Annotated in this window: 24 protein-coding genes and 1 pseudogene; 16 read left to right on the top strand and 9 right to left on the bottom strand. The window is 71.3% G+C overall.

Annotated features, from left to right (window positions below; genetic code table 11):
• Positions 1-21: 21 nt before the first annotated feature.
• The 4 genes from LIV37_RS46765 to LIV37_RS46750 are packed head-to-tail and all read right to left on the bottom strand — an operon-like array spanning position 22 to position 3558.
• The gene (locus LIV37_RS46765) at positions 22-858 is read right to left on the bottom strand and encodes an acetoacetate decarboxylase family protein (protein WP_020874081.1); all 837 of its coding nucleotides are present in this window, start codon (positions 856-858) and stop codon (positions 22-24) included.
• Complete coding sequence (locus LIV37_RS46760) at positions 855-1664, bottom strand: HpcH/HpaI aldolase family protein (protein ID WP_020874080.1); 810 nt, start codon at positions 1662-1664, stop codon at positions 855-857. Before LIV37_RS46760 ends, LIV37_RS46765 begins: the two co-directional genes overlap by 4 nt.
• Positions 1661-2617, bottom strand: coding sequence for a cupin domain-containing protein (locus LIV37_RS46755; RefSeq protein ID WP_020874079.1), 957 nt, complete (start codon positions 2615-2617; stop codon positions 1661-1663). The genes LIV37_RS46760 and LIV37_RS46755 overlap by 4 nt, the downstream gene beginning before the upstream one ends.
• A 44-nt stretch (positions 2618-2661) precedes the next feature.
• Positions 2662-3558 (bottom strand): DUF6282 family protein, encoded by an 897-nt coding sequence (locus LIV37_RS46750; protein ID WP_020874078.1) that lies wholly within the window; start codon positions 3556-3558, stop codon positions 2662-2664.
• Positions 3559-3791: 233 nt separating this feature from the next.
• Here LIV37_RS46750 and LIV37_RS46745 point away from each other — a divergent pair, with 233 nt between their 5' ends.
• From LIV37_RS46745 to LIV37_RS46720, 6 genes are read left to right on the top strand one after another with little or no spacing between them, the layout of a single operon-like run.
• Positions 3792-4565, top strand: a complete 774-nt coding sequence (locus tag LIV37_RS46745) for an IclR family transcriptional regulator (RefSeq protein ID WP_020874077.1) — start codon at positions 3792-3794, stop codon at positions 4563-4565.
• Positions 4550-5317 (top strand): CoA transferase subunit A, encoded by a 768-nt coding sequence (locus LIV37_RS46740; RefSeq protein WP_121826558.1) that lies wholly within the window; start codon positions 4550-4552, stop codon positions 5315-5317. Before LIV37_RS46745 ends, LIV37_RS46740 begins: the two co-directional genes overlap by 16 nt.
• Positions 5318-5322: 5 nt before the next feature.
• The gene (locus LIV37_RS46735) at positions 5323-5976 is read left to right on the top strand and encodes a 3-oxoacid CoA-transferase subunit B (protein ID WP_020874075.1); all 654 of its coding nucleotides are present in this window, start codon (positions 5323-5325) and stop codon (positions 5974-5976) included.
• A gap of 29 nt (positions 5977-6005) precedes the next feature.
• Positions 6006-7181 (top strand): acetyl-CoA acetyltransferase, encoded by a 1176-nt coding sequence (locus tag LIV37_RS46730; RefSeq protein WP_020874074.1) that lies wholly within the window; start codon positions 6006-6008, stop codon positions 7179-7181.
• Positions 7178-7612, top strand: coding sequence for a Zn-ribbon domain-containing OB-fold protein (locus tag LIV37_RS46725; protein ID WP_020874073.1), 435 nt, complete (start codon positions 7178-7180; stop codon positions 7610-7612). The genes LIV37_RS46730 and LIV37_RS46725 overlap by 4 nt, the downstream gene beginning before the upstream one ends.
• A 7-nt stretch (positions 7613-7619) precedes the next feature.
• Positions 7620-8555, top strand: a complete 936-nt coding sequence (locus tag LIV37_RS46720; protein WP_020874072.1) for an LLM class flavin-dependent oxidoreductase — start codon at positions 7620-7622, stop codon at positions 8553-8555.
• Between the two features lie 22 nt (positions 8556-8577).
• Here the strand turns inward: LIV37_RS46720 and LIV37_RS46715 are convergent, their stop codons facing one another.
• The 4 genes from LIV37_RS46715 to LIV37_RS46700 all read right to left on the bottom strand — a co-directional run bounded on the left by LIV37_RS46715 (position 8578) and on the right by LIV37_RS46700 (position 12854).
• Entirely contained in the window at positions 8578-9588 is a 1011-nt protein-coding gene (locus tag LIV37_RS46715) for an alpha/beta hydrolase fold domain-containing protein (RefSeq protein ID WP_020874071.1), read from the bottom strand.
• 157 nt (positions 9589-9745) lie between these two features.
• On the bottom strand, positions 9746-10561 hold the full coding sequence (locus LIV37_RS46710) for a TIGR03943 family putative permease subunit (RefSeq protein WP_020874070.1): 816 nt from the start codon (positions 10559-10561) through the stop codon (positions 9746-9748).
• Positions 10558-11571, bottom strand: coding sequence for a permease (locus LIV37_RS46705; RefSeq protein WP_020874069.1), 1014 nt, complete (start codon positions 11569-11571; stop codon positions 10558-10560). The genes LIV37_RS46710 and LIV37_RS46705 overlap by 4 nt, the downstream gene beginning before the upstream one ends.
• Positions 11572-11699: 128 nt before the next feature.
• Complete coding sequence (locus LIV37_RS46700; RefSeq protein WP_020874068.1) at positions 11700-12854, bottom strand: Gfo/Idh/MocA family protein; 1155 nt, start codon at positions 12852-12854, stop codon at positions 11700-11702.
• Between the two features lie 123 nt (positions 12855-12977).
• Here LIV37_RS46700 and LIV37_RS46695 point away from each other — a divergent pair, with 123 nt between their 5' ends.
• Complete coding sequence (locus tag LIV37_RS46695; protein ID WP_020874067.1) at positions 12978-13985, top strand: LacI family DNA-binding transcriptional regulator; 1008 nt, start codon at positions 12978-12980, stop codon at positions 13983-13985.
• A 53-nt stretch (positions 13986-14038) separates the two neighbouring features.
• A pseudogene (locus LIV37_RS46690) lies at positions 14039-14938 on the top strand (alpha-L-arabinofuranosidase C-terminal domain-containing protein); the annotation flags it as partial.
• A 44-nt stretch (positions 14939-14982) separates the two neighbouring features.
• Here LIV37_RS46690 and LIV37_RS46685 read toward each other — a convergent pair.
• Positions 14983-15222: a hypothetical protein gene (locus LIV37_RS46685; RefSeq protein WP_020874065.1), complete on the bottom strand. Its 240-nt coding sequence runs from the start codon at positions 15220-15222 to the stop codon at positions 14983-14985.
• 158 nt (positions 15223-15380) lie between these two features.
• Between LIV37_RS46685 and LIV37_RS46680 the strand changes: the two genes are divergently transcribed.
• The 8 genes from LIV37_RS46680 to LIV37_RS46645 all read left to right on the top strand — a co-directional run bounded on the left by LIV37_RS46680 (position 15381) and on the right by LIV37_RS46645 (position 23465).
• The gene (locus LIV37_RS46680) at positions 15381-16577 is read left to right on the top strand and encodes a sensor histidine kinase (protein WP_020874064.1); all 1197 of its coding nucleotides are present in this window, start codon (positions 15381-15383) and stop codon (positions 16575-16577) included.
• 15 nt (positions 16578-16592) lie between these two features.
• Positions 16593-17252: a response regulator transcription factor gene (locus LIV37_RS46675; protein WP_020874063.1), complete on the top strand. Its 660-nt coding sequence runs from the start codon at positions 16593-16595 to the stop codon at positions 17250-17252.
• A gap of 130 nt (positions 17253-17382) precedes the next feature.
• On the top strand, positions 17383-18603 hold the full coding sequence (locus LIV37_RS46670) for a cytochrome P450 (RefSeq protein WP_121826559.1): 1221 nt from the start codon (positions 17383-17385) through the stop codon (positions 18601-18603).
• A gap of 2 nt (positions 18604-18605) precedes the next feature.
• Positions 18606-19250, top strand: a complete 645-nt coding sequence (locus LIV37_RS46665) for a TetR/AcrR family transcriptional regulator (RefSeq protein WP_121826560.1) — start codon at positions 18606-18608, stop codon at positions 19248-19250.
• Positions 19251-19338: 88 nt separating this feature from the next.
• Positions 19339-20568, top strand: a complete 1230-nt coding sequence (locus LIV37_RS46660; RefSeq protein ID WP_020874060.1) for a cytochrome P450 — start codon at positions 19339-19341, stop codon at positions 20566-20568.
• Between the two features lie 17 nt (positions 20569-20585).
• A complete protein-coding gene (locus LIV37_RS46655) occupies positions 20586-20780 on the top strand; it encodes a ferredoxin (RefSeq protein WP_020874059.1) in 195 nt (64 codons plus the stop codon).
• 161 nt (positions 20781-20941) lie between these two features.
• Positions 20942-21706: an SDR family NAD(P)-dependent oxidoreductase gene (locus LIV37_RS46650; RefSeq protein WP_020874058.1), complete on the top strand. Its 765-nt coding sequence runs from the start codon at positions 20942-20944 to the stop codon at positions 21704-21706.
• A gap of 154 nt (positions 21707-21860) precedes the next feature.
• Positions 21861-23465, top strand: a complete 1605-nt coding sequence (locus tag LIV37_RS46645; RefSeq protein WP_020874057.1) for an NAD(P)-binding domain-containing protein — start codon at positions 21861-21863, stop codon at positions 23463-23465.
• Positions 23466-23467 lie beyond the last annotated feature (2 nt).

Here is a 23467-nt window from a genome sequence, read left to right as displayed (position 1 = left end):
GTGTGCTCCGTTCAGGCGGGGTCAGCGCAGGACGTACTGATCCGACAGGTCCTTGCCGCCGAGGGTGGTGAGAACCCCGCATGAGGTCGTCTCGGCGAGGTCGAGCGCCGCGAGGCGCGCGGTGATGTGGTACAGCGTCGGCAGCCGGTCGAAGTCGCCCGCCGTGAAGCGGACGGTGGCACCGGAGCCGGTCCGCCGGTCCAGGACCTCCCGCTTGGGATAGCCGGCGGGGGTGACCGTCACCTCGTCGACGTCGGCCCGCCCCGGATCGTCGGCCGAGGGGAGGTACCGACAGTGCAACAGGGGTGCTTCGGCGTCACCGCTGCCCGACGGCAGCGGCTCGCCGATGCCGTCGATGGACAGCTCGGCGAAGGTGAAACCATCCCAGGATGCCTGCCCGGCCATGTATCCGGTGCCGGCCGCTCCTCGGGCCGGGGGGATCTCGGCGTAGAGCTTGGCGTAGCCCAGCTCCTCCCGTCCGGAGATGATCGGGTCCGCAAGGCTCTCCCACAGCACCAGGACCAGATCCCCGTGTACCGGCTCGCCACAGCCCGAGGGCTGGTGGACGACCGGGACGGCGAGGTCGAGGATGTTGTAGCCGCGTCCGGCGAGCCAGGCGATCTGGCTGAGATAGCGAAAGCGCACCCGCAGCCGGGGCTCGCCGTCGAGCGCGAAACGCTCGGGCAGCAGCGGCTCCAGCTGCCCGGCCGGGGTGGCGAAGTCCGCCCACAGTGTGGTCTGCCGGGGGGAGGGCGCGCCCGTCCAGCGGGATGCGTCGAGCCGCTGCCGCGGCCCGGGGGTGGGCCCGAAGTGGGCCGGCATCCGGTACAGCCGCCCTGGTTGGCGCCGGTAGCTCATGAGGGGACCTCCTGTGTCGCCGGGTCCGCTCCGGCCTTGTCGTGTGCCGCTTCCCGCGCCGCGGTGACCAGCTCGCGGGCGGCGTCGGCGAGGAGTGAGGTGTCATTGCCCAGGACGACGAATCCGTGGCCGTCCCGGACGGCCTCGGCGAAGGCCCGGGGCTGGGCGCCGAAGGCCACTCCCGAGGGCTTTCCCGCCTTCTTCGCGGCCGCGCCCACCGCTGCGACGAGTTCCGCGATCTCCGGGGCGTTGCCGGGCACTCCCATGTCGAGGGCCAGATCGGCGGTGCCGATGAACACCCCGTCCACTCCGTCGACGGCCAGGATCTCCGGTGCCGCCTCCATGGCCTTGCGGCTCTCCAGCTGCGGCAGGCACAGCACGTCCTCGTTGCCCCGCCGCAGATATTCGGCCCGGGACAGTGTGCCCCAGCCCCCGGCCCGGGAGGTGCCGCCGCTGCCCCGTACGCCGTGTGGCGGGAAACGGGTGGCCTCGGCGGCCCTCCGCGCCGCCGAGGCGTCATCGACGTGCGGGAACAGGATCCCCACCGCACCGCCGTCGAGCAGTCGCTGCACGGTCGAGGGGTTGTGGTCGGGGACGCGTACGAGCGGCCGCACGCCGAGTGCGGAGGCCAGGGTGATGTGCCGGGCCGCCGTCTCGGTGGACAGCAGGGTGTGCTCCAGGTCGATGACCACGAAGTCGAAGCCCGCCGCCGCCAGGGCCTCCACCGACTCCCCGGCCGGGAGCTTGATCCAGGTGCCGACCGGGATGGGCCCGGGGGCGCCCTCGAAGGCCCTGTGGAACCTCATCCCCGTACCTCCAGATCGTCCGGTTCCGGGTAGTCCTCGGCGTTGAGCACCCAGCCGGCCCTCGCCGAGAAGTCCCGACGGGGTCCGGCGAAGATGTCCAGCAGCTGGTTACGGCCGTGTCCACTGGCCTCCGTGGTGTGCACGGTCGGCGGCGGGATGATCGCCACCGAGGGGCTGCCGACGCGGTGATGCTCGTCCTCGCGCCAGCTCATCCGGCTACCGGTCCAGGGGGTGCGGATGTGGTGGACGAATTCTCCGGAGACGGCCAGCGAGACCTGCTCGAAGTCGTCGTGGTGGTGGGGAGAGAGCTTACCGGGGTCGCGTGGCCCGTCGTAGTGGTAGAGGAAGTTCGCCATGAAGGCCCGCGAGCGGAAGATCCGGCCCAGCCGCTGCGAGCTGCGCTCGATGTCGGCGATGCCGCCGTAGACCCGCAGCCGGTGGCCGCCGACGGGCTCGGGCCACTCGTCGAGGAGGCTCGCCCGGGGGTGGGGCGCGGCGTAGGAGTCGGCGTTGCGGGCGCGCCGGGCGAGCTCGGGGTCGTGGACGGTGAACAGCCGCACCACATCCGTGGCGGAGTGGACGGTGATCTCGCTGTCGCCGGGTGGAACCACGGCGATGGACTTTCCGCTCGTGCTCGCGGTGTGCTCGCCCGCCGTGAGGGTGGCCTTGGCGTCGTCGTGCGGCAGGATCATCATGTACTCGTCCTGCTGGCCGTTCCGGGTGAGCCGTTCTCCGGGGACGGCCCTGGTGTAGAAGAGCACTACGTTCTGGGCCCGCACGATCCAGGAGCGGGATCCGGCGGGGCTGGTCTCGTCGGGGCCGGTGCGGCTGAAGTCGAAGATCTCGGGGGCGGCGATGGGGGCGTTCGGGTCGGGGGCGGCCGCGGGGGACTTCGCGGTGGTGGCCGGAGCGGTCTCCAGCCGGGACCTGGGGTCGTCGGACGCGTAGGACACGTCGGGTTTCCTTCTCGCTCGCTGGGTCGGTCGGACGGTCGGGGTCAGTCGGAGACCCGCAGCAGGAACAGCGGGTTGTCCCGGACCATGCGGCGCAGGTCGGCAGGCGGCAGGCCGAGGTCGAGCAGGGCCTGGCCGACCCTGGTGAAGGCGTCGACCGGCATCGGCCGACCGATCTGCCCGAGGTCAGAGGCGAGGACCGTGTGTTCCGGGCCGATCCGGCGGATCCAGTCGAGCAGCAGTGCCGGGTCCCACTTCTTGTTGCCGAGCGGGTCGTACATCCCGACCTCGTGTTCCACGAAGGCGCCCATCCGGGTGAACTCATGGCACAGCTCGGGGTCGGCGCCGATCACGAAGTTGGGATGGTTGATGACCATCCGCTCGATGCCACGGGCCTGTGCGTGGGTGAACAGCTCCCGGATGTCCTCCGGGTGGCCGTGTCCACCGGAGACGATCGCCTCGTTCTCGTGGACCAGGTCCAGCACCTCGTGCACCTCGGGAAGGAACTTTCCGCTCTCGTCGCGCATCGGCACGATCCTGGAGGGCAGTTCGACGGTGGCGGTGGGGAAGCCGGTGCCTTCGGGGTGGGCGTCCAAGTGGCGCTGGGAGGAGAAGGTGGGGAACCACACGGCGCGGCCGCCCATGCGCAGGCACATCGCCACCGCGTAGGGGTTGATACCACCCACCTGGGCGTTGAGTGCGATACCACCGAACACCTCGGTCCGCACATCGGCCAACCGGCCCTTCATGGCCAGCAGATCCATGACGGTGTTGTGGTGGTGCGACTTCACCAGCATCGCCCGCATCTGGAGGCGCCCGCCGTCCTTGGCACCCTCGACATGGTCGAACTCCCTGGCGAAGGGGCTGGGGCCGGAGTGGCAGTGCAGATCGGCCAGTCCGCTGAGAACCTCGGCGATCGGAGGGGACGAAGCCATGGTCATGGAGCCCTGCTTTCTCTGGGGTGGGCGTGGGCCGTCGTGATGTGAGTGCCGCAGCAGTCGCCTCTCACGATTGAGCGTTCGCATTATGAAAGTCAATACGTCATTCCGAACAAGATTTGGCGAGCCCGGAGCACTCCACCGAGGTCAGAACGCTTCAGCCCTTGTCTGACACAACGTCCCCACCTAGCATTCGAACTCATCGTTCACATCACGCACAGGGAGTGCCCTCGGAGATGACCCCCCTCGACGCCGAAGCAGCCCCGGGGCAGCCCGCCGATATCCAGGCGGTCAGCCGTGCGGGCCAAATCCTGGAGCTCTTCGGCCCACAGACCCCCGAGATCACCGCCGCCGAAGCGGCCGCTCGTATCGGCCTCAACCGCACGACCACGTATCGCTACTGCACGTCCCTGGCATCGGCGGGCCTTCTGGAGCGGCGTAACGACGGCGCGTTCGCCCCCGGTCGCCTGGCGCTGCAACTGGGCGTCTTCGCCCTCTCCCGCCGGGAGATCCTCGACCTCGCCACTCCCCATATGCGCGACCTGGCGGCCAAGACCCACTCCACCGCCGTCCTCGGCCTGTGGGGGTCCTCGGGCCCGGTGGTGTCCCGGGTCGAGGAGGATCTGGGCAGCACCGTCACGGTGCGGGTGAAGGTCGGTACACAGCTGGGCCTCGACACGGCCCAGGCCGGGGTGTTCCTCGCCTTCCACCAGGACCAGCTCCAGATGGACCGGCTGATCGCGAACTGGCCCGAGGCCGCCCGGGCCGAGCTGCGGACCCGGCTGAAGGACGTACGCTCCACCGGGTACTGCGCCCAGGACAACGGCCGCGGAGTGGCCATCCTCGCGGCACCGGTCTTCGACGAGCACGGGCTCTGCGCCACCATCGCCCTGCTCAACACCACCGAGGCGGTGTCGCTTCAGCCCGAGTCGCTCCAGACGCGCCAGCTCCTGAACTGTGCGCGCCGGCTCACCAGGGAAATGGGAGGTCCGGAATGTCCAGAGGCGTGATCGGCGCCGCGGCCGCCGTCGCCGACATCCCCGACGGCGCGACCGTGGCCGTCGGCGGATTCGGCATCTGCGGCACCCCGTTCGAACTGATCGAAGCGCTCCTCGACCACGGCGCCCGCGATCTGCACATCATCGCCAACAACTGCGGCATCGACGGCGAAGGACTCGGCCGGCTGCTGGCCGCGCGCCGGCTGCGCCGCGTCACCTGCTCCTACATCGGTCAGAACAAGGAGTTCGCCCGGCAGGTCCTGGCCGGGGAGGTCGAGATCGACCTCACCCCGCAGGGCACGCTCGCCGAGCGGCTGCGGGCCGGCGGCGCCGGAATCGAGGCGTTCTACACGCCCACCGGTGCGGGCACCCAGGTCAGCGAGGGCGGGCTACCACTGCGCTACGCCCCGGACGGTACGGTGGCCGAGGCCGGAGCGCCCAAGGAGACCCGGGAGTTCAACGGGCGCCCGTGTGTTTTGGAACGGGCGCTGCGCGCCGACTTCGCCCTGGTGAGGGCGCACACCGCGGACATCGCGGGCAATCTGCGCTACCGGCTGACCGCCCGCAACTTCAATCCGATGGCCGCCCTCGCGGGCGCGGTGACCATAGCCGAGGCGGAACGGATCGTGGACGCGCTCGACCCCGATCAGGTGCACACACCAGCGATCTTCGTGCAGCGGCTCACCCTCGCACGGCGCCAGGACAAGCCCATCGAGAAGGTCACGACCGTGGCCGCCACCGCCGCCACGCCCGCAGGAGGCTGACCGCCATGGTCTGGAGCAGGGACGACATAGCCCGGCGGGCCGCGCATGAGCTGCGCGGCGTACGGTACGTCAACCTGGGGATCGGGCTGCCGACCCTGGTGGCGAACCACCTTCCCGACGACGGTGAGGTGGTGCTGCACAGTGAGAACGGGCTGCTGGGCGTCGGCCCCTATCCGGCCCCGGAGGAGGTCGACCCGGATCTGCTCAACGCGGGCAAGGAGACCGTCACCCTGACGGCGAACGCCGCGTGCTTCGACTCGGCCCTGTCGTTCGCCATGATTCGCGGTGGCCATATCGACCTCGCCGTACTGGGCGCCATGCAGGTGGGCGCCAACGGCGATCTGGCCAACTGGACCGTGCCGGGCAGCCTGGTCAAGGGCATGGGTGGCGCGATGGACCTGGTCGCGGGCGCGAAGAAGGTGCTCGTCCTGACCAGCCACACGGACAAGAACGGCGCCCCCAAGCTCGTGGCCGAGTGCACCATGCCACTTACCGGCCGGGGCGTGGTGAACCGGGTCATCACCGATCTCGGGGTGCTGGACGCCTCGGACGGGATGTTCACCCTCACCGAACTGGCCCGGGGTGTGAGCGCCGACGACGTGGTGAACCGCACCGACGCCCCGGTGCGGGTGGCGCTCGCCGAGACCGCCTCCGTCTGACCACTCCACGACCTTCAAGGAGGTGTGCCATGCCGCCGACCCAGCGGCATTATCCGTTGCGGGACCAGGTGGCCATCGTCGGCGTCGCCGAGAGCGATCTCGGCAAGACACCGGGACACACGGTCTTCTCACTCCAGCAGCAGGCCATGGTGACGGCCCTCGCCGAGGCCGGTCTTCGCCCCCGCGATGTGGACGGACTGATGACCTCGGGCTATCCCTACGCCGAGCGGCAGGCTGTCAGCCTCGCCGAGTATCTGGGCATCCGGCCGTCGTACGTGGACGACACCAACACCGGCGGCTCGGGGTTCATCGCAGCGCTCGAACGGGCGGCGGCGGCCATTCACTGCGGGCTGTGCGAGACCGTGCTGATCTCCTATGGATCGACGCAGTACTCCAGCAGAACCCGGGCGCTCGGCGGCCGCCCCGCCGAATTCGGCTACCAGTTCGAGGTACCTTACGGACTGCCCCTGCCGCTGGGCGGATACGCCCTTGCCGCCCAGCGCTACGCACATCTGTACGGTGCTACTCCGGCCGATCTCGCGGAGGTCGCGGTCGCCGCCCGCCAGTGGGCCCGGCTCAACCCCAAGGCCGTACGCAAGGGAGACCTGACGGTCGACGACGTCCTGGCCTCCCCCGTGATCAGCTCCCCGCTGCGCACCCTTGACTGCTGCCTGGTCACCGATGGTGGCGGCGCGGTGGTGCTGACTTCGGCACACCGAGCCCGGAGTCTGCGCTCCGACCCGGTCCTGGTCAGCGGCACCGGATACGCACAGTCGCATGAGTCGGTGGCGAACGCCGCCGAACTCACCGATACCGCGGCCCGGGAAAGCGGACGGCTGGCCTTCGAGCGGGCGGGACTCGGCCCGACGGAGGTGGACATCGCCCAGATCTACGACTCCTTCACCATCACCGTGCTGCTCAGCCTGGAGGACCTCGGGTTCTGCGCCAAGGGCGGGGCCGCGGAGTTCATCGCCGACGGCAGGATCCGCCCCGGGGGCGGCTTCGCGCTCAACACCAGCGGCGGTGGCCTGTCCTACTGCCACCCCGGGATGTTCGGCATCTTCCTGCTCATCGAGGCGGTGCGGCAGCTCCGCGGGGAGGCGGGCGAACGCCAGGCCGACACTCCCGAGGTCGCCCTGTGCCATGGCACTGGTGGGCAGCTCTCCACGGCGGCGACCGCGATTCTCCGAAGGGACGGAACATGACCGCACCGAGCGACAGCGCCCCACGGCCGAAGCCGAGGATCACCCCTGACGCCGACGCGTACTGGGACACCGTGCGCACGGCCCGGGCCCGCAGCTGCCAGCGGTGCACCCACTGTGACCGGCTCCAGTTCTACCCCCGTCTGCTGTGCGTCCACTGCGGCGGCCCGGTCGAGCAGCTGGCGCTGTCCGGCCACGGCACCGTGTACAGCTTCACCGTGGTGCACCGGGCCCCCGCGGGGTTCACCGGACTCGCCCCGTACGCGGTGACGCTGGTGGACCTGGACGAGGGCGTACGGGTCATGGGCCGCCTGATCACCGACCGCCCGGAGGACATCCGCATCGGCGGGCGGGTGCACACGTTGATCGAGGAGCCCGGGGAAGCAATGGCCGATACGGCCCTGCCCCAGTTCGTACCCGTCATCGAGGAGTAGCCGCGCCATGTCCGAACTCGCCTTCGGGCTGGCCCTGGATCTAGGGTCCACCCGGCCGCTGTCCGACCAACTCGCCGCCGCACAGCCCCTGTTGAACGACGCCGTCGCCACCGGGGTGACATCGGTGTGGGTGGGCGAGAGCTACCACCGCTCCCCGCAGGCGTTCCATCTGCCCTCGGCTCTGATCACCCTGGCCCACCTCGCCGCCCTCACCCCGTTGCGGCTCGGCACCGGCGTGCTCCTCGCCCGCGGCTACCACCCGCGGCGGCTGGCCTATGAAGGCGCGCTCGTCGATCAGCTCAGCGGCGGCAGGCTCACCCTGGGCCTCGGCCTCGGCACGCCGGACCTCCGCGGCGGACTGGGCGGCCCGGACCGGCCCGGCGGAGCGAGCCTGGACGACCTGCTCACCGAGGTGCGCCGGAGCTGGACCGCCGCCGCGCCGGGCGGCGCCGACGCCCCGGCACCCGTGGTTCCGGCTCCGGTCCAGCCCGGCGGGCCGAAACTGCTGGTGGGCGGCCAGGGGGAAGCCGCCGCCCGGCGCGCCGCCACCCTCGCGGACGGCTACTACGCGGCCACCAACTACGCGGACGAGCTGCTGCGGGCCCAGTGCGCACGGTATCTCGCGCATCTTCCCGAGGGGCGGTCGCCCACGATCGCGGTCAACCGGCTGTGCGTGGTGGACACCTCGGCCGACCGGGTCCGGGCGGCCACCGAGGAGTTCGGCGTGGTGACGCGGTACTACTCCAGCCGGGGCCTGTGGAACATCGGGGGATCGCCCGACGGCCCCTCCCCCGTGCTGGCCGGCTCCTTCGATGAGGTGGGGGAGCGGCTGGAGCGCTACCGCGCTTGGGGGGTCACCCAGGTCCAGCTGCGGTTGCTGCCCGTCGGCGCCTCGTACCGGACCGCCGGCCGGACCCTTCGGCTGCTGTCCGAGCTGATCTGACCCGCCCCGCCACCACCGGCCGTCAGTTGGCCAGGAGCCTGCGCAGCCACCGCAGCCGCGCCGCCCGCGCGTCCCGCGAGACGGCCGCCTGCGGTGCCATGCCCGAGAATCCGTGGAAGGCACCCGGCCAGACGTGCAGTTCGGCCTGTCCCCCGGCTCGCCAGATGCGGCCGGCGTAGTCGACGTCCTCGTCGCGGAAGGTTTCCGCGGCCCCCACGTCGATGAACGCGGGAGGCAGACCGGACAGGTCCGTCGCCCGGGCCGGTGCGGCGTAGGGCGATACGTCGTCACCACCGCGTGCGGCGCCGAGCAGCGCGGTCCACCCGGCCTCGTTGGCGGCCCTGTCCCACACCCCGACTCCCGCCATCTGCAGGGCGGAGGGCGTGTCGTTGCGGTCGTCCAGCATGGGGCACATCAGCAGTTGCCCGAACAGGGCGGGGCCGCCGCGGTCCCGGGCCATCAGAGCGACCGCGGCAGCGAGGCCGCCACCGGCGCTGCCCCCGACGACGATGAGGCGCCCGGGGTCCATGCCCAGCCCGGCGGCGTGTTCGGCCGTCCACACCAGACCGGCGTAGCAGTCCTCGACCGGTCCGGGGTGCTGGGTCCCGGGGGCCAGGCGGTACTCGACGGAGACCACGGAGAGCCGCAGTTCCTGGGCGAGGTCGAGCATCTCCGGCACGCCCGTGCGGTTGTCCCCGACCGTCATACCGCCCCCGTGGATGTGGTAGAGCGCGGGCACCGGAGTGGCCGCGTCCGCCAAGCGGCAGATCAGCAGGGAGACGTCCGGCGCGCCCACCGGGCCGGGGACGGACCGCTCCTCGACCCGGAACACCCCGTCGCGCTCCAGGGCCTCGTTCGTCACCGGCTCCATGCCGGGCACGTTCTGAGGGGGCGTCGCGCCCGGATCGGCCCCGGAGCCGCCGGGCGGCAGGAGCTCGTAGATGGCCGCGAGCGCCGTGGTGAGTTCCGGGTCGAACGGCGGTGGTGGCCCGAGTGGTGCGGTGGCCGTCCGTACGGGCGGGGTGTGTTCCATGGTCGACTCCCAGGGTGGTGGCAGGGGGAACTCCTGTGGTCGGCCGCCCACTGCCCCAAGATCAGCAGCCGCGCGGCGGATTGTATCGGCCGGGTGGCGAGGCGGCACGAGGTGGCCTGACGAACGGTCAGCCCTCAGCCGTTCCGGCTCCCGTCGTTCAGCCGTTCCAGCTCTCGTCGTACGGATCGCGCGGGGCCGGGACCGGCCTGGACCGGCTGACCTCGAGGTACGGGATGGCGCCACCGCCCACCGGGTCCTTGGTCCGTTTGCGGGTGTAGGTGCCGATGACCTGGAGCCAGGTGTCGGGTTCCAGCACCGCGGGGATCCGCCCGGTCAGGCCGATCTTGACGGGCTGGGCGTCGGCGGCGCAGCAGTTGAGCGCCATCCGGACGAGATACGGGGCGCCGTGGCCGTCGAGGGCGACGAAGCCGGTGATCTTGACCCTTCGGTGTTCCAGGGAGCGCCCGTGGTCGTACACCGCGCGCCCGGCGTAGTCGGCCACATTGAGCGGCAGCGGGTCCCCGGCGGGGAGGGCGGGGAAGCCCCAAGGGCGTTGCAGCGCCGTGCCGGTGTGCATGGCGGTGTACGAGCCGAGCGCGGGCGGCACCACCAGGATGAGGGCGAACAGCGGGAGCACGAGGAGCCAGGAGACACGTGGTTCCCGGTGGGCGTGGCCGTCTTCGCCCTCAGCGTTGCCACCCTCGCCCTCACCGTGGCCGTCTTCGTCGTCACCGTGGCCGTCTTCGCCCTTACCGTGGCCGTCTTCGCCCTCCCTCGCGTCCTCGCCGGCCGGGCGCGGCCGCCGCTCGTACCAGACGGTGGCCACGGCGGCCGCCATCAGGACGACACCGGCCGCGAGGAGCAGCGGGCGCAGCCCCGCCTTCACATAGCGCAGATAGAGGTCGGTGGATCCGGCCCGCAGCACCGCCCCGCCGACCAGGAACAGCACGATCGCCTGAGCCTTCCGGTTCACAGCAGCACCGCCCCGACCAGGGTCGACACCAGGATGGCGAGGACGAAGGTGGCGGGCGCGAACCGCAGCGCGAAACCGCGGCCGAACGTGCCGGTCTGCATGGCGAACAGCTTCAGGTCGATCATCGGGCCGACGACGAGGAACGCCAGCCGGGCGGTGAGCGAGAACTGCGACAGGGACGCGGCCACGAAGGCGTCGGCCTCGGAGCAGATCGACAGCAGCACCGCGAGGACCGCCAGGGCCAGGATCGACACGCCCGGGTCATCGGCGGCGCCGCGCAGCCAGCTCGCCGGGACCACGGCCTTGAGGGTGGCCGCGGCCATGGCGCCGACGACGAGGAAGCCACCGGCGTGCATCACATCGTGGCGTACGGACGCCCAGAACGCGGCGCCCTTTCCGTGGCCGTGGAAGGCGGGGCGGGCCGGTGGGCGCAGCCAGTCGGCCCGCCCCAGCCGCTGCCACAGCCAGCCCATCGCGCACGCCACGAACAGACTCGCCACGAACCGGGCGAGCACCATCTGCGGCTGGCGGGGGAACGCGACGGCGGTGGCGGTCAGCACGATCGGGTTGATCGCCGGGGCGGACAGCAGGAACGCGAGCGCCGCCGCCGGAGTGACGCCCCGCCGCACCAGCGCCCCCGCCACCGGTACCGAGGCGCATTCACAGCCGGGCAGCACCGCCCCGGCCACGCCCGCCACCGGCACCGCGACGGCGGGCCGCCGCGGCAGCGCGCGGGCGAAGAACGACGGCGGGACGAACACCGCGATGAGCGCCGACAGCAGCACCCCGATGACGAGGAAGGGCAGGGCCTGGAGAACCACCGCGGTGAACACGGTCATCCAGCTCTGCGCCACCGGAGCCGACAGCGCCCGGCGGACCGGCCCCTGCGCGACCACCACCAGGAGCAGCAGCATGATGAGGCCGAGGGAGGAATCGAACCGCCCGCCCCGCGGATCGCCCGCGTCGCGGCGGCCGGCCCCGGTCGGGGCCGCTTCGGTCGAGGTGGTCACGGGTGAGGTACCTCCGGCGTCGAGGGTGCGTGGCGCGGTTCCCCGCCCCCTCCAGTACGTCGGTTCGGCCCCGCGTGCTCACCGCGGCCACCGTGAGCCGGAAGTCGCCCTGGCGTCCGCCGCTTCGCTCAGCCGGGGCTCACCCAAGTGCCCAGGTCGGCGGAGCGGGTCATGGCGTCCAGCATGGTGGCGCTGTGCACGGCGTCGTCCAGGGTGGCGCCGTGGGCGGTGCCCTCGGCGATGGAGCGCAGGAAGTGGTACGCCTCGATCACCTTCAGATCGTCATAGCCCATGCCGTTGGCCGAGCCGGGTTGGAAGGCGGCGTACTCGCCGTGCCCGGGGCCGATGTACACGGTGGAGACGGGCTGGTCCTGGTACGCGGTGCCGCGGCTGACGCCGAGTTCGCCCATGCGCCGGAAGTCCCAGAAGACCGCGCCCTTGGTGCCGTGGATCTCGAAGCCGTAGGTGTTCTGTTCGCCGACCGAGACCCGGCAGGCCTCCAGCACCCCACGCGCGCCGGAGGCGAAGCGCAGCAGACAGGAGACGTAGTCCTCGTTCTCCACCGGGCCCAGCTCGCCGCCGGTGGCCCGGGTGTGACCGGCGGTGGCGCCCGTGGGGCGGGCCCGCTCGGGCACGAACACGGCGGTGTCGGCGGTCAGCGCGTCGATCTCGCCGAGCAGGAAACGGGCCAGGTCCACCCCGTGCGAGGCGAGGTCGCCCAGCACTCCGCTGCCGCCGCGCGCACGTTCGTACCGCCAGGTCAGGGCACCTTCGGGGTGGGCGGCGTAGTCGCTGAAGAGGCGGACGCGGGCGTGGGTGACGGTGCCGATCTCCCCGGCGGCGATCATGGCACGGGCGGTCTGGACGGCGGGTGCGTTGCGGTAGTTGAAGCCGACCGCGCCCTGGACCCCGGCCCCGGCCACGGCCACGGCGACCGCGCGGGCGTCGTCGGCGGTGAGCCCGACGGGCTTCTCGATCCAGATGTGCTTGCCCGCCCGGGCCATGGCGACGCCGATCTCGCGGTGCAGGAAGTTCGGCGCGGCGATGCTCACCGCCTGGACCCGGGGGTCCGCGGCGACCTCCTGCCAGTCCCGGGCGGCGGTGGCGAACCCGTACCGCCCGGCGGCCTCCTCGGCCCGGCCGGGCACCTCGTCGGCGACGGCGACCAGTTCGGGCCGTACGGACAGCTGCGGGAAGTGGTGCGGCAGCCGGACGTACGCCTGGGTGTGCACCCGTCCCATCCAGCCGAATCCCACGACGGCGACCCCGAGCGTACTCACCATGACTGCCCTTCTTCGAAACCTTCTTTGGACCGTTCCAGATCTCTCCCGGCCCACACTGAAAGTCCTCCTCGCAGGTGTCAACCCCTTTGACAACCGCATCCGCCCTGTGGAACGGTCCAGACCATGAGACCACCGACGATCCGCGATGTCGCCGAACGGGCCGGAGTGTCGAAGTCGCTGGTCTCCCTGGTGCTGCGCGGCTCCCAGCAGGTGCGCCCCGAGAAGCGGCGGGCCGTTCTGGCCGCCGTCGAGGAGCTCGGCTACCGGCCCAACGCCGCCGCGCGCAGCCTCAGCGAGCGGCGCACCCGGACCGTCGGGGTGCTCCTCAACGATCTGCGCAACCCCTGGTTCGTGGAGCTGCTCGACGGCCTCAACTCCGAGCTGTACGCGAGCGGTCTGCGCACCCTGCTGGCCGACGGCCGGCTCAACCGGCGGCTCGGCGAGGACCTCACCCACACCTTCACCGAGCTGCGGGTGGACGGCCTGATCGCCGTGGGCACGCTCCCGGACCCGGCGGCGGTGCGCACGGCGGCCGCGCGGGTGCCCACGGTGGTCGCGGGCACCCGCGAGCCCGTGTTGCCGAACGTGGACGTCGTCGCGGGCGACGACGAGCTGGGCGCCCGCCTGGCCACCGAGCACCTCATCGGCCTGGGCCACCGGCACATCGCGCATATCGCGGGGCAGGGCGTGGTGGGCGAACTGCGCCGCCGTGGCTTCGAGGCGGTCATGCGCGAGCACGGCCTGTCCGGGTCGGCGACCGTGGAGCAGGGCGATCTGACCGAGGAGGGCGGCTACCGGGCCACGGTCCGGCTGCTGGGCGCGCCGCACCGGCCCACCGCCGTCTTCGCGTTCAACGACATGGCGGGGGTGGGCGCCCTGTCGGCCGCCGAGGAGCTGGGCCTGCGGGTGCCGGGCGACCTCTCCCTCGTCGGCTACGACAACACCTATCTCGCGCGGCTGCGCCATCTGTGGCTCACCACCGTGGACAACGCCGGTCATGACATCGGCCGCCGCGCCGCGCGGCGGCTGCTCGACCGGATCGCCGACCCCGCCCGCCCCGGCGAGGTGGCACTCACTGCCCCGGTCCTCGAGGTCCGCGGTACGACGGCGCCGCCGCGTCCGGCCGACTGACCGTCGCGCACCGGCCATTGACGCCCGTCGGTCCCCTGCCTATCGTCCGTTCGAAGTCCCAGAAACTGTTCATGAACAACGTCGGGGACCAGGTGGTGCCGAGCCGGGCGCCCGCCACCCCGTCCCTCCCCTCCGGCCCGATCACCGGCGCCGTCGGCCTGTCCACCTGGGCCACCGGCGCCGCGTACGACGATGTCCAGGTCACCTCGGCGGACGGGTCCACCCTGCTGAGCGACGACTTCTCCGGCGGCGACGGCAAGTGGACCAAGGCCACCGGGACCGGCTCCTGGCAGGTGCGGGACGGCGCGTACGTCCAGTCCGACACCGCCGCCGAGAACACCATGGTCACCGCGGGCGACAGCGGCTGGCAGAACTACGACCTGAAGCTGAAGGCCACCAAGCGCGCGGGCAGCGAGGGCTTCCTCATCGCCTTCGGGGTCAAGGACACCGGCAACTACTACTGGTGGAACCTCGGCGGCTGGGGCAATACCCGGTCCGCCGTGGAGAAGGCCACGGACGGCGCCAAGCAGACGATGGCCGAGGACGGCACGAAGATCGAGACGGGCCGGGCGTACGACCTGCGGATCGAGGTCCGCGGCCGGCAGGTGACGCTGTACCTGGACAGGAAGAAGTGGGGCGCGTTCACCGATGACAAGGTGGCCGAGCCGTTCCGCCAGGTGGTGACCCGCGACAAGGCCACCGGTGAGCCCATCGTCAAGGTGGTCAACGCCCAGGACGCCGCCGCCCGCACCCGGATCGACCTCGGCCAGGGGATCAAGGCCCGGCGGACCGCACGGCTGACCACGCTCCAGGGCGCCCCGGACGCGGTGAACACCGCGTCCGATCAGCCCATCAAGCCGGGCAACTCCACGTTCGACGGCGTGGACAGCACCTTCAGCTACACCTTCCCGGCCAACTCCATCACCTTCATGCGGATCGCCACGCGGAAGTGAGCCGGGCTCGCGGCCGGTGACCGGAGCGGTCACCGGCCGCGGGCTCATCCGCGGCTCCGATCGCCGAGCGCACCGCCCGCCGCGCCCAGCGCCAGGCCGAGGACGACCATCACGACATAGCCGTACACCGCATGGCCGTCGGGGACGAGGAAGCGGACGAACCCCATGAAGTGGAGCCAGCCCCACCATTCGTGCAGCAGACCGCTTCCGCCGCCGACGACGAGGGTGAAGGAGAGCAGATGCGACACGGCGGCGAGCGGGGAGGTGTCCTTGGTGGATGTCATGACCCGAACCTAGGCGGGCCGCCCCGGGCGGCGGATCGGGCACAAGGCGGCCCGGCGGTGACCAAAGGAGGCCGTCCGCCACCGGGGAGTGGTACTTAAGTATCCGCTCGCGGCACGAGTCCCCGCTCGCCCGCCCGGTCCGCGTAGATTTCCGGGACATGCGCCGCATCCACCGCACCCGCCGGGACTGGGCAGCCGATCTGGGGCTGATGCTCTTCGCCGCCTGCTTCGCCGCCGCCAGCTCCGACTCCATACCGATCGAGGAGAACCTGGATCCGGTGTGGCTGACCGTCGATCAGGTGATCGGCGGGCTGGGGTGTGCGACGGTCCTGCTGCGGCGACGGTGGCCGGTGGCGCTGGCGGTGGCGCTGCTGCTGGCCGGCAGCGAGCTCTCGCACTATCTCACCGGCCCCGCGATGGTGGCGGTGTTCACGGTGGCCGCGACCCGGCCGGGGCGGGCCACCGCGTGGGTGGCGGCGGTGGCCTTCGTACCGCTTCCGGTGTTCCTGTGGCAGCTGCCGGAGGTGTCCGCGGACCGGAAGAGCTCGGCGCTGACGTACTTCGCGCTGATCGCCGGGACCATCGGATGGGGGTTGTTCCGGCGGTCCCGGCAGCAGCTGATCGCCTCCCTGCGGGCGCGGGCCGAACTGGCCGAGGCGGACGCGGAGTTGCGGGCCGAGCGGGCCCGCCGGGAGGCGCGGGAGGAGATCGCGCGGGAGATGCACGATGTGCTGGGGCACCGGCTGACGCTGCTGAGCCTGCACGCCGGGGCCCTGGAGTTCCATACGAAGGCACCCCGCGAGGAGATCGGAAAGGCCGCCGGGGTGATCCGGGAGAGCGCCCGCCTGGCGCTGAGCGATCTGCGTGAGGTGATCGGGGTGCTGCGCGCGGGACCGGCGGAGGACGAGCGGCCCCAGCCCGAACTGGCCGATCTGGCCCGGCTGGTGGCGGAGGCCCGGACGGCGGGCGGCCGGATCGAGCTGACCGGGCCGCCCGACGACCCGGCCCCGCCGCCCGTGGTGGGGCGGACGGCGTACCGCATCGTCCAGGAGGGGCTGACCAACGCGCGCAAGCACGCGCCCGGCGCGGCGGTCGCGGTACGGGTGGCCGGAGGCCCGGCCGGCGGGCTGACGGTGGAGGTGCGCAACGCGCCGCCGCCCGGGGCGGCCGCGGACACCGGCGGTGGCGACGGAAGCCATGGCGAAGGCGGCGGGCAGGGGCTGATCGGGCTGGCCGAACGGGCCCGGCTGGCGGGCGGCGAGCTGAGCGCGGGCCCGGCCCAGGGCGGTTTCCGGGTGCGCGCCTGGCTACCCTGGCCCGCGGCGGACACGGTCTCCGCCGCGGGCCAGGGGTGAGGGAGGACGGCGCGGGTGATCCATGTCCTGCTGGTGGACGACGACGCGATCGTACGGGCCGGGCTGCGCCTGATGCTGGGTGGCGCCCCGGACATCGAGGTCGTCGCGGAGGCCGCCGACGGGGCGGAGGTGCCGCCCCTGGTCGCCGCGCACCGGCCCGATGTGGTGCTGATGGACATCCGGATGCCGGGCGTCGACGGGCTGACCGCCACCACGGAGCTCCGGGCCCGGCCCGGCGCCCCTGAGGTGCTGGTGCTGACCACCTTCCACACCGATGGCCATGTGCTGCGGGCGCTGCGCGGCGGCGCGGCCGGGTTCCTCCTCAAGGACACCCCGCCACGGGACATCGTCGCGGCCATCCGCACGGTGGCCGCCGGGGATCCGGTGCTCTCCCCCGCCGTCACCCGCCGGCTCATCGAACAGGTGGCGGGCGGCGGACAGGAGGACCGGGCCACCGCCGCCCGGGCCCGGCTGGCGCTGCTGGGCGAACGGGAGCGGGAAGTGGCCCGGGCGGTCGGGCGGGGCCGCTCCAACGCGGAGATCGCCCGGGAGTTGCATCTGGCGCTGCCGACGGTGAAGGCCCATGTGTCGCGCATCCTGACCCGGCTGGATCTCAACAACCGCGTCCAGATCGCCCTGCTGGTCCATGACGCCGGCGCGCCGGGCGGCGGCTGAACGCGGCTCGTCGCGCCTCGGGGTGTGAACGATGAGGGACAATTTAAATCAGTCGCTTGACTTAAGCATGGCCCATGGGGTTGCCTGATCTTGTCGATGACCGCCCCGCCCCGGACCGAGGGAGAGCGTCGTGACTCCAGGAGACGGCGAGCAGTTACTCAGCTATCCGATCCCCAGCGATACGGCGCTGGGGCCACCCGCCGAATGGGCCCGGCTGCGCCGGCGGTGTCCGGTGGCGAAGGTGGCCCTGCCCAGCGGGGACGAGGCATCGCTGCTGACCCGCTACGACGATGTGAAACAGGTACTGTCCGACCCGAGGTTCACCCGGCTGCTGAACGCCGACGACGCGGCCCGGGTCTCGGACAGCGAATCGGGCGGAGTGTTCAACAGCTCGATGGCGCAGTCGCTCCCGCAGGGCGGCGAGGACCATCAGCGATGGCGCCGGATGGTGGCCAAATGGTTCACGGCCAAGCGCATGAACGCGCTGCGGCCGGGGATCGAGGAGATGGCCGAGCGGCTCATCGACGCCATGCTGGCCCACGGCCATCCGGCGGACCTCAAGGCCCACCTCGCCTTCCCGCTGCCGGTCTGGGTGATCTGCGATCTGCTGGGCGTCCCCGACAGCGATCGCGACCGGTTCGCCCACTGGTCCGACACCCTGCTCAGTCTCACCCGGTACCGGCAGCACGAAGTCGACACCGCCCAGGCCGAGTTCGCCGACTACATGGCCGCCCATGTGGCCGCCAAGCGCACCGGGCCGGGCGAGGATCTGCTCAGTGAGCTCATCACGGCCACCGATCCCGGCGGCCATCGGATGCCCGACGCTGAGCTGGTGGCCACCGGCCAGGCCCTGCTGGTCGCCGGGCACGAGACCACCGCGAACATGATCGGGAAGATGATGGCCATGCTGCTGGCCGACCGGAGCCACTGGGAGCGGCTCCTGGCCGACCGTTCGCTGGTGCGCACCACGGTGGAGGAAACGCTGCGGTTCGACGCCAATCCGGGGTTCGGGATGCCCCGGTACATCGGCGAGGACACCGAAGTGGCCGACACCGTACTGCCGCGCGGCACCACCGTCGTGTGCAGCATGGCCGCCGCCAACCGTGACGAGACCGCCTTCGAGGGCGCCGGCGAGCTCACGCTCGACCGCAGCCCCAACCCCCATCTGGCGTTCGGCGCCGGTGCACACTCCTGCCTGGGCCAGGCGCTGGCCCGCACCGAGCTGCAGGCCACGCTGGACGTACTGCTGCGCCGCCTCCCCACCCTCGAACTCGCTGTTTCGGTAACGGAGTTGCGGCGACTGGAGGGCCTGGCCGTGGGCGGGCTGCGCGAGCTCCCGGTGCGGTGGTGACCATGGCGGGCAGGGCCGTACGGCACGAGCGGGCCGATGCCACGCGTGGGGCGATCCTCGCCGCCGCGGAGCGGCTGTTCGCCGAGCGCGGGGTGTACGCGGTCTCCAACCGCCAGGTCAGCGAGGCCGCCGGACAGGGCAACAACGCGGCGGTCGGCTACCACTTCGGCACCAAGGCCGACCTGGTGCGGGCGATCGCCCGGCAACACGCCGAGCAGGTCGAGCGGTTGCGCCTGCGGATGCTGGGCGAGATCGGCGACTCCACCGACGTACGGGACTGGGTGGCCTGTCTGGTGCGCCCGGTCCTCGAGCATCTGGCGGAGCTGCCCAGCCCGACCTGGTACGCGCGGTTCTGCGCCCAGGTGATGACCGACCCGGCGCTCCACGAGATCATGGCCGATGAGTCCATGGCCTCTCCGGCGCTGCGGCAGACCGTCGAGGGGTTCAACCGGTGCCTCCCCGAGCTGCCGATCGAGGTGCACATCGAACGCGGGGCCATGGCGCGCCATCTGATCCTGCACATGTGCGCCGAGCGGGAGCGCGCGCTCGCCGAGCACACCGCCACGCCCCGCTCCAGCTGGCACGACGCCGCCACCGGCCTGATCGACGGGATCGTCGGGCTGTGGCTGGCGCCGGTCACCCGCTGACCGCGGCCCGCACACACCGGCGGCCCGCCGCGGGACGCCGGGGGACAACGGGGGTTCCACCACACGCCTCGGACGAATTGAGGAAGCGATGACCAGCACAGTGAACCCGGTGGACGAGCGCGCCGCGCGGGCCCCGGAGTTTCCGATGGCCAGGGCGTCGGGCTGCCCGTTCGACCCGCCCCCGGCGCTGCGGGACCTGCAGCGAGAGGGCCCGCTGGCGAGGGTCCGCCTGTGGGACGGCAGTACGCCGTGGCTGGTGACCCGGTACGCCGATCAGCGGGCGTTGCTGGGCGACCCGAGGGTCAGCGCCGACATCCACCGGCCCGGCTACCCCCGCCAGGCCCCGATGCCACCCGGAGGTACGGGGGTCAGCTTCATCCTCAAGGACGACCCCGAGCACGCCCGGCTGCGGCGCATGGTGACGGCGCCGTTCGCCATCAAGCGGGTGGAGGCCATGCGGCCCGGTGTGCAGAAGATCGTGGACGACCTGATCGACGAGCTGCTGGCCGGTCCGAACCCGGTGGACCTGGTGGAGGCGTTCGCCCTGCCGGTGCCCTCGCTGGTCATCTGTCAGCTGCTCGGAGTGCCCTACGCCGACCACGACTTCTTCCAGGACAACAGCAAGGTCATCATCAACCGGAACGTCACCCCCGAGCAGCGCTCGGCCGCCCATGGCAACCTGATCGAGTATCTGGACGGCCTGATGGGCGAGAAGATCGCCCGTCCCGTGGACGATCTGCTGTCCGGTCTTGCCGAGCGGGTCACGGCGGGCGAGCTGTCCCGTAACGAAGCGGCACAGATGGGCGTGCTGCTGCTGATCGCGGGCCACGAGACCACCGCGAACATGATCGCGCTCGGCACTCTCGCCCTGTTCGAGCACCCCGGGCAACTCGCCCTGCTGCGCGACACCGACGACCGCCGGCTGACCGCGTCGGCGGTGGAGGAACTGCTGCGCTATCTGCACATCACCCACAGCGGGCGGCGCCGGGTGGCGGTGGCGGACATCGAGATCGGCGGGGAGGTCATCCGCGCGGGCGAGGGGCTGATCCTGGCCAATGACATCGCCAACCGGGACCCCGGAATGTTCGCCGAGCCCGACCGGCTGGACCTCCGGCGGGACGCCCGCCGCCATGTGGCCTTCGGCTTCGGGGTGCACCAGTGCCTGGGCCAGCCACTGGCCCGGATGGAGCTCCAGGTCGTCTACGGCACCCTCTACCGCCGTATCCCCACCCTGCGGCCGGCCACCGAGCTGGAGCGGATCCCGTTCAAACACGACGGATCGGTCTACGGCGTCTACGAACTGCCCGTGGCCTGGTGAGCGGAGAGGAAACCCCGATGAAGGTGACCGTCGATCAGGACAAGTGCGTCGCGTCCGGCCAGTGTGTGGTCGCCGCGATGGAGGTTTTCGACCAGCGCGACGAGGACGGCATCGTGGTGCTGCTCAACGCCGAGCCCCCGGCCGAGCAGGCCGACGACATCCGGCACGCCGCGGCGGTGTGCCCGGCCGTGGCCATCGAGGTCCAGGACTAGGGCGGGTTCCGGGACCGGGTCCCGGACCGTACGACCGCAACAGGGCAGCGGCGCGGGCGTTTTCCTCGTCCGCACCGCCGCCACCCCGTGCACACCCCGTGGGATGCGCACGGTCCTCAGAACACGTCGATCTCGGACATCATGAAGAAGGGAAGACAACCGTGAGCAGCACCGGTCTTGGGGATCGCGGCGTCATCGTCACCGGAGCGGGATCGGGGATCGGCCGGGCCACGGCCCTGACGTTTGCCGCCGAGGGGGCGAAGGTACTGGTCGCGGACCTCGACCGGGACGGCGCCGAACAGGTTGTCACAGCGATAGGGGCGGCGGGCGGAGTGGCCCGCGCGGTCGTCGGCGACCTCGGCGACCAGCGGGTGGTGGACGAGGTCGTCGCCACGGCCATCGAGGCGTTCGGCGGTCTGGACGTCCTGGTGAACAACGCCGGCATCATGGACCGCTTCTCGACGGTGGCGGACACCGACGACACCGAATGGGACCGGGTGCTGCGGATCAACCTGACGGCCCCGTTCATGCTCACCCGGGCCGCGCTGCCGCACATGCTGGCGGCGGGCCGGGGCGCGATCGTCTTCACCGCCTCGGAGGCGTCGCTGCGCGGCAGTACGGCCGGCGCCGCCTACACCGCCTCCAAGCACGGTGTGGTGGGCCTGGTGAAGTCCCTCGCGGTGATGTACCGCGAGCAGGGGATCCGGGCCAACGCGATCGCCCCCGGCGGCACCGCCACCGCCATGCGGGTCGACGCCCGGCCGGGAGAGCATGGCCCGGCCGTCATCGGAGCCCATACCTCGACCGTCGGGAGGATCGCCACGGCCGAGGAGCAGGCCGCCGCCATCCTCTTCCTGGCCTCCGACGCCGCGAGCAATGTCAACGGCGTCATCCTGCCCGTGGACAACGGCTGGTCGGCCGTCTGATCCGATGCCGGGCCGATCACACTGGCCTGTTTTCGATATTGCTCAAGGTGACGGCGGCTCATTAGAGTAGTTGTTGAGATTTAAAGGAAAATTGTCACGGCTTTCCCCTGTCATCGCGCTCCCCACTGCATCGCGCTCTTGAAAGGAAGGCACTGTGCACAACCAACCTCTCTACTCTTCCGAGGCTCTTGACTACCTTGTCATCGGTGCCGGCCCCGCCGGCCTCCAGCTCGGGCACCTGCTGGCGACGGCGGGCCACACCTACCGGATCCTGGAAGCCGGAAACAGACCGGGCACCTTCTTCCAAAAGTTCCCCCGCCACCGCCAGCTGATCTCCAGCAACAAGGTGCACACCGGTATCGACGACCCCGAGTTCAACCTCCGGATGGACTGGAACTCCCTGCTGTCCCCCGACCCGGAGCTGCTGTTCACCCGTTACAGCAAGCGCTACTTCCCGGCCGCCGACGACTATGTGCGTTATCTGGCCGACTTCGCCGAGGCGTTCGACCTCGACATCGCCTTTGACACCCGGGCGGTGCGGATCCGCCGCGACGACGACGGCTTCACCGTCACCGATCAGCACGGCGGCGACCACCGTGGCCGTCGGCTGGTGATGGCCACCGGGGTGAGCCGGCCCTATATCCCCGATGTTCCCGGTATCGAGACCGCCGAGGACTACTCCGATGTCTCGGTGGACCCCGAGAACTTCACCGACCAGCGCGTGTTGATCCTCGGCAAGGGCAACTCCGCACTGGAGACGGCCGACAACCTCATCGAGACGGCCGCCGTCATCCATGTGGCCGGACCGCACAGCCTGCGGCTGGCATGGGCGAGCCACTATGTGGGCCATCTGCGCGCCGTCAACAACAACTTCCTCGACACATACCAGCTCAAATCACAGAACGCCATACTCGACGGCAATGTGCTCTCGATCGAGAAGGAGCCGGGCGACGGCGGCCGGTACCGAGTGCGGTTCAGCTTCTCCCGGGCGAACGAGGTCGTGAAGGAGATCCCCTACGACCGGATCATCGTGTGCACCGGCTTCCGCTTCGACGCCTCGCCGTTCGACCCCGAATGCCGCCCCGAGTTGGTCATCAACGACCGCTTCGCGGCCCTCACACCGGCGTACGAGTCGGTCAATGTGCCCGGGCTGTACTTCGCCGGTACCCTCACCCAGCAGCGCGACTTCAAGAAGTCCACCAATGGCTTCATCCACGGATTCCGCTACGGCGTACGGGCGTTGAGCCGCATTCTCGACGAACGCCACCATGACCGGGCCTGGCCGGCGCAGCCGCTGGCCACAGATCCGTCTGCGCTGGCGGACGCCGTGGTGGCGCGGGTCAACCGCAGTTCCGCGCTGTGGCAGCAGTTCGGTGTGATCGGCGACCTGCTGGTCGCGGCCGATGGCGACCAGGCCCGCTACCACGAGGAGGTGCCGGTCGCCTACGCCCATGAAAGCCCCCTGACGGCGGGCGCCGACTATTTCATCGTCACCCTGGAGTACGGCCCCGACCACGACAAGGTCGATCCCTTTGACATCACGGTGCGCCGGGCGGCGCAGAACTCGGTCGGGGAAGCCTTCGACGCCTCCTATCTGCATCCGGTGATCCGCCACTTCCGGGGCGGTGAACTCCTCGGCATCCACCACATGGCCGAGAACCTGGAGAACGAGTGGAACCACCCGAAGGTCCACCATGTCCCGCTGGTCGAGTTCTTCGCGCGTGAGCCGGACGCCCAACCCGCCGGCGCGGGGCGGTGACA

This window comes from Streptomyces rapamycinicus NRRL 5491 (genome assembly GCF_024298965.1).
GTDB lineage: Bacteria > Actinomycetota > Actinomycetes > Streptomycetales > Streptomycetaceae > Streptomyces > Streptomyces rapamycinicus.
This window is presented reverse-complemented; position numbering and strand designations above follow the sequence as displayed.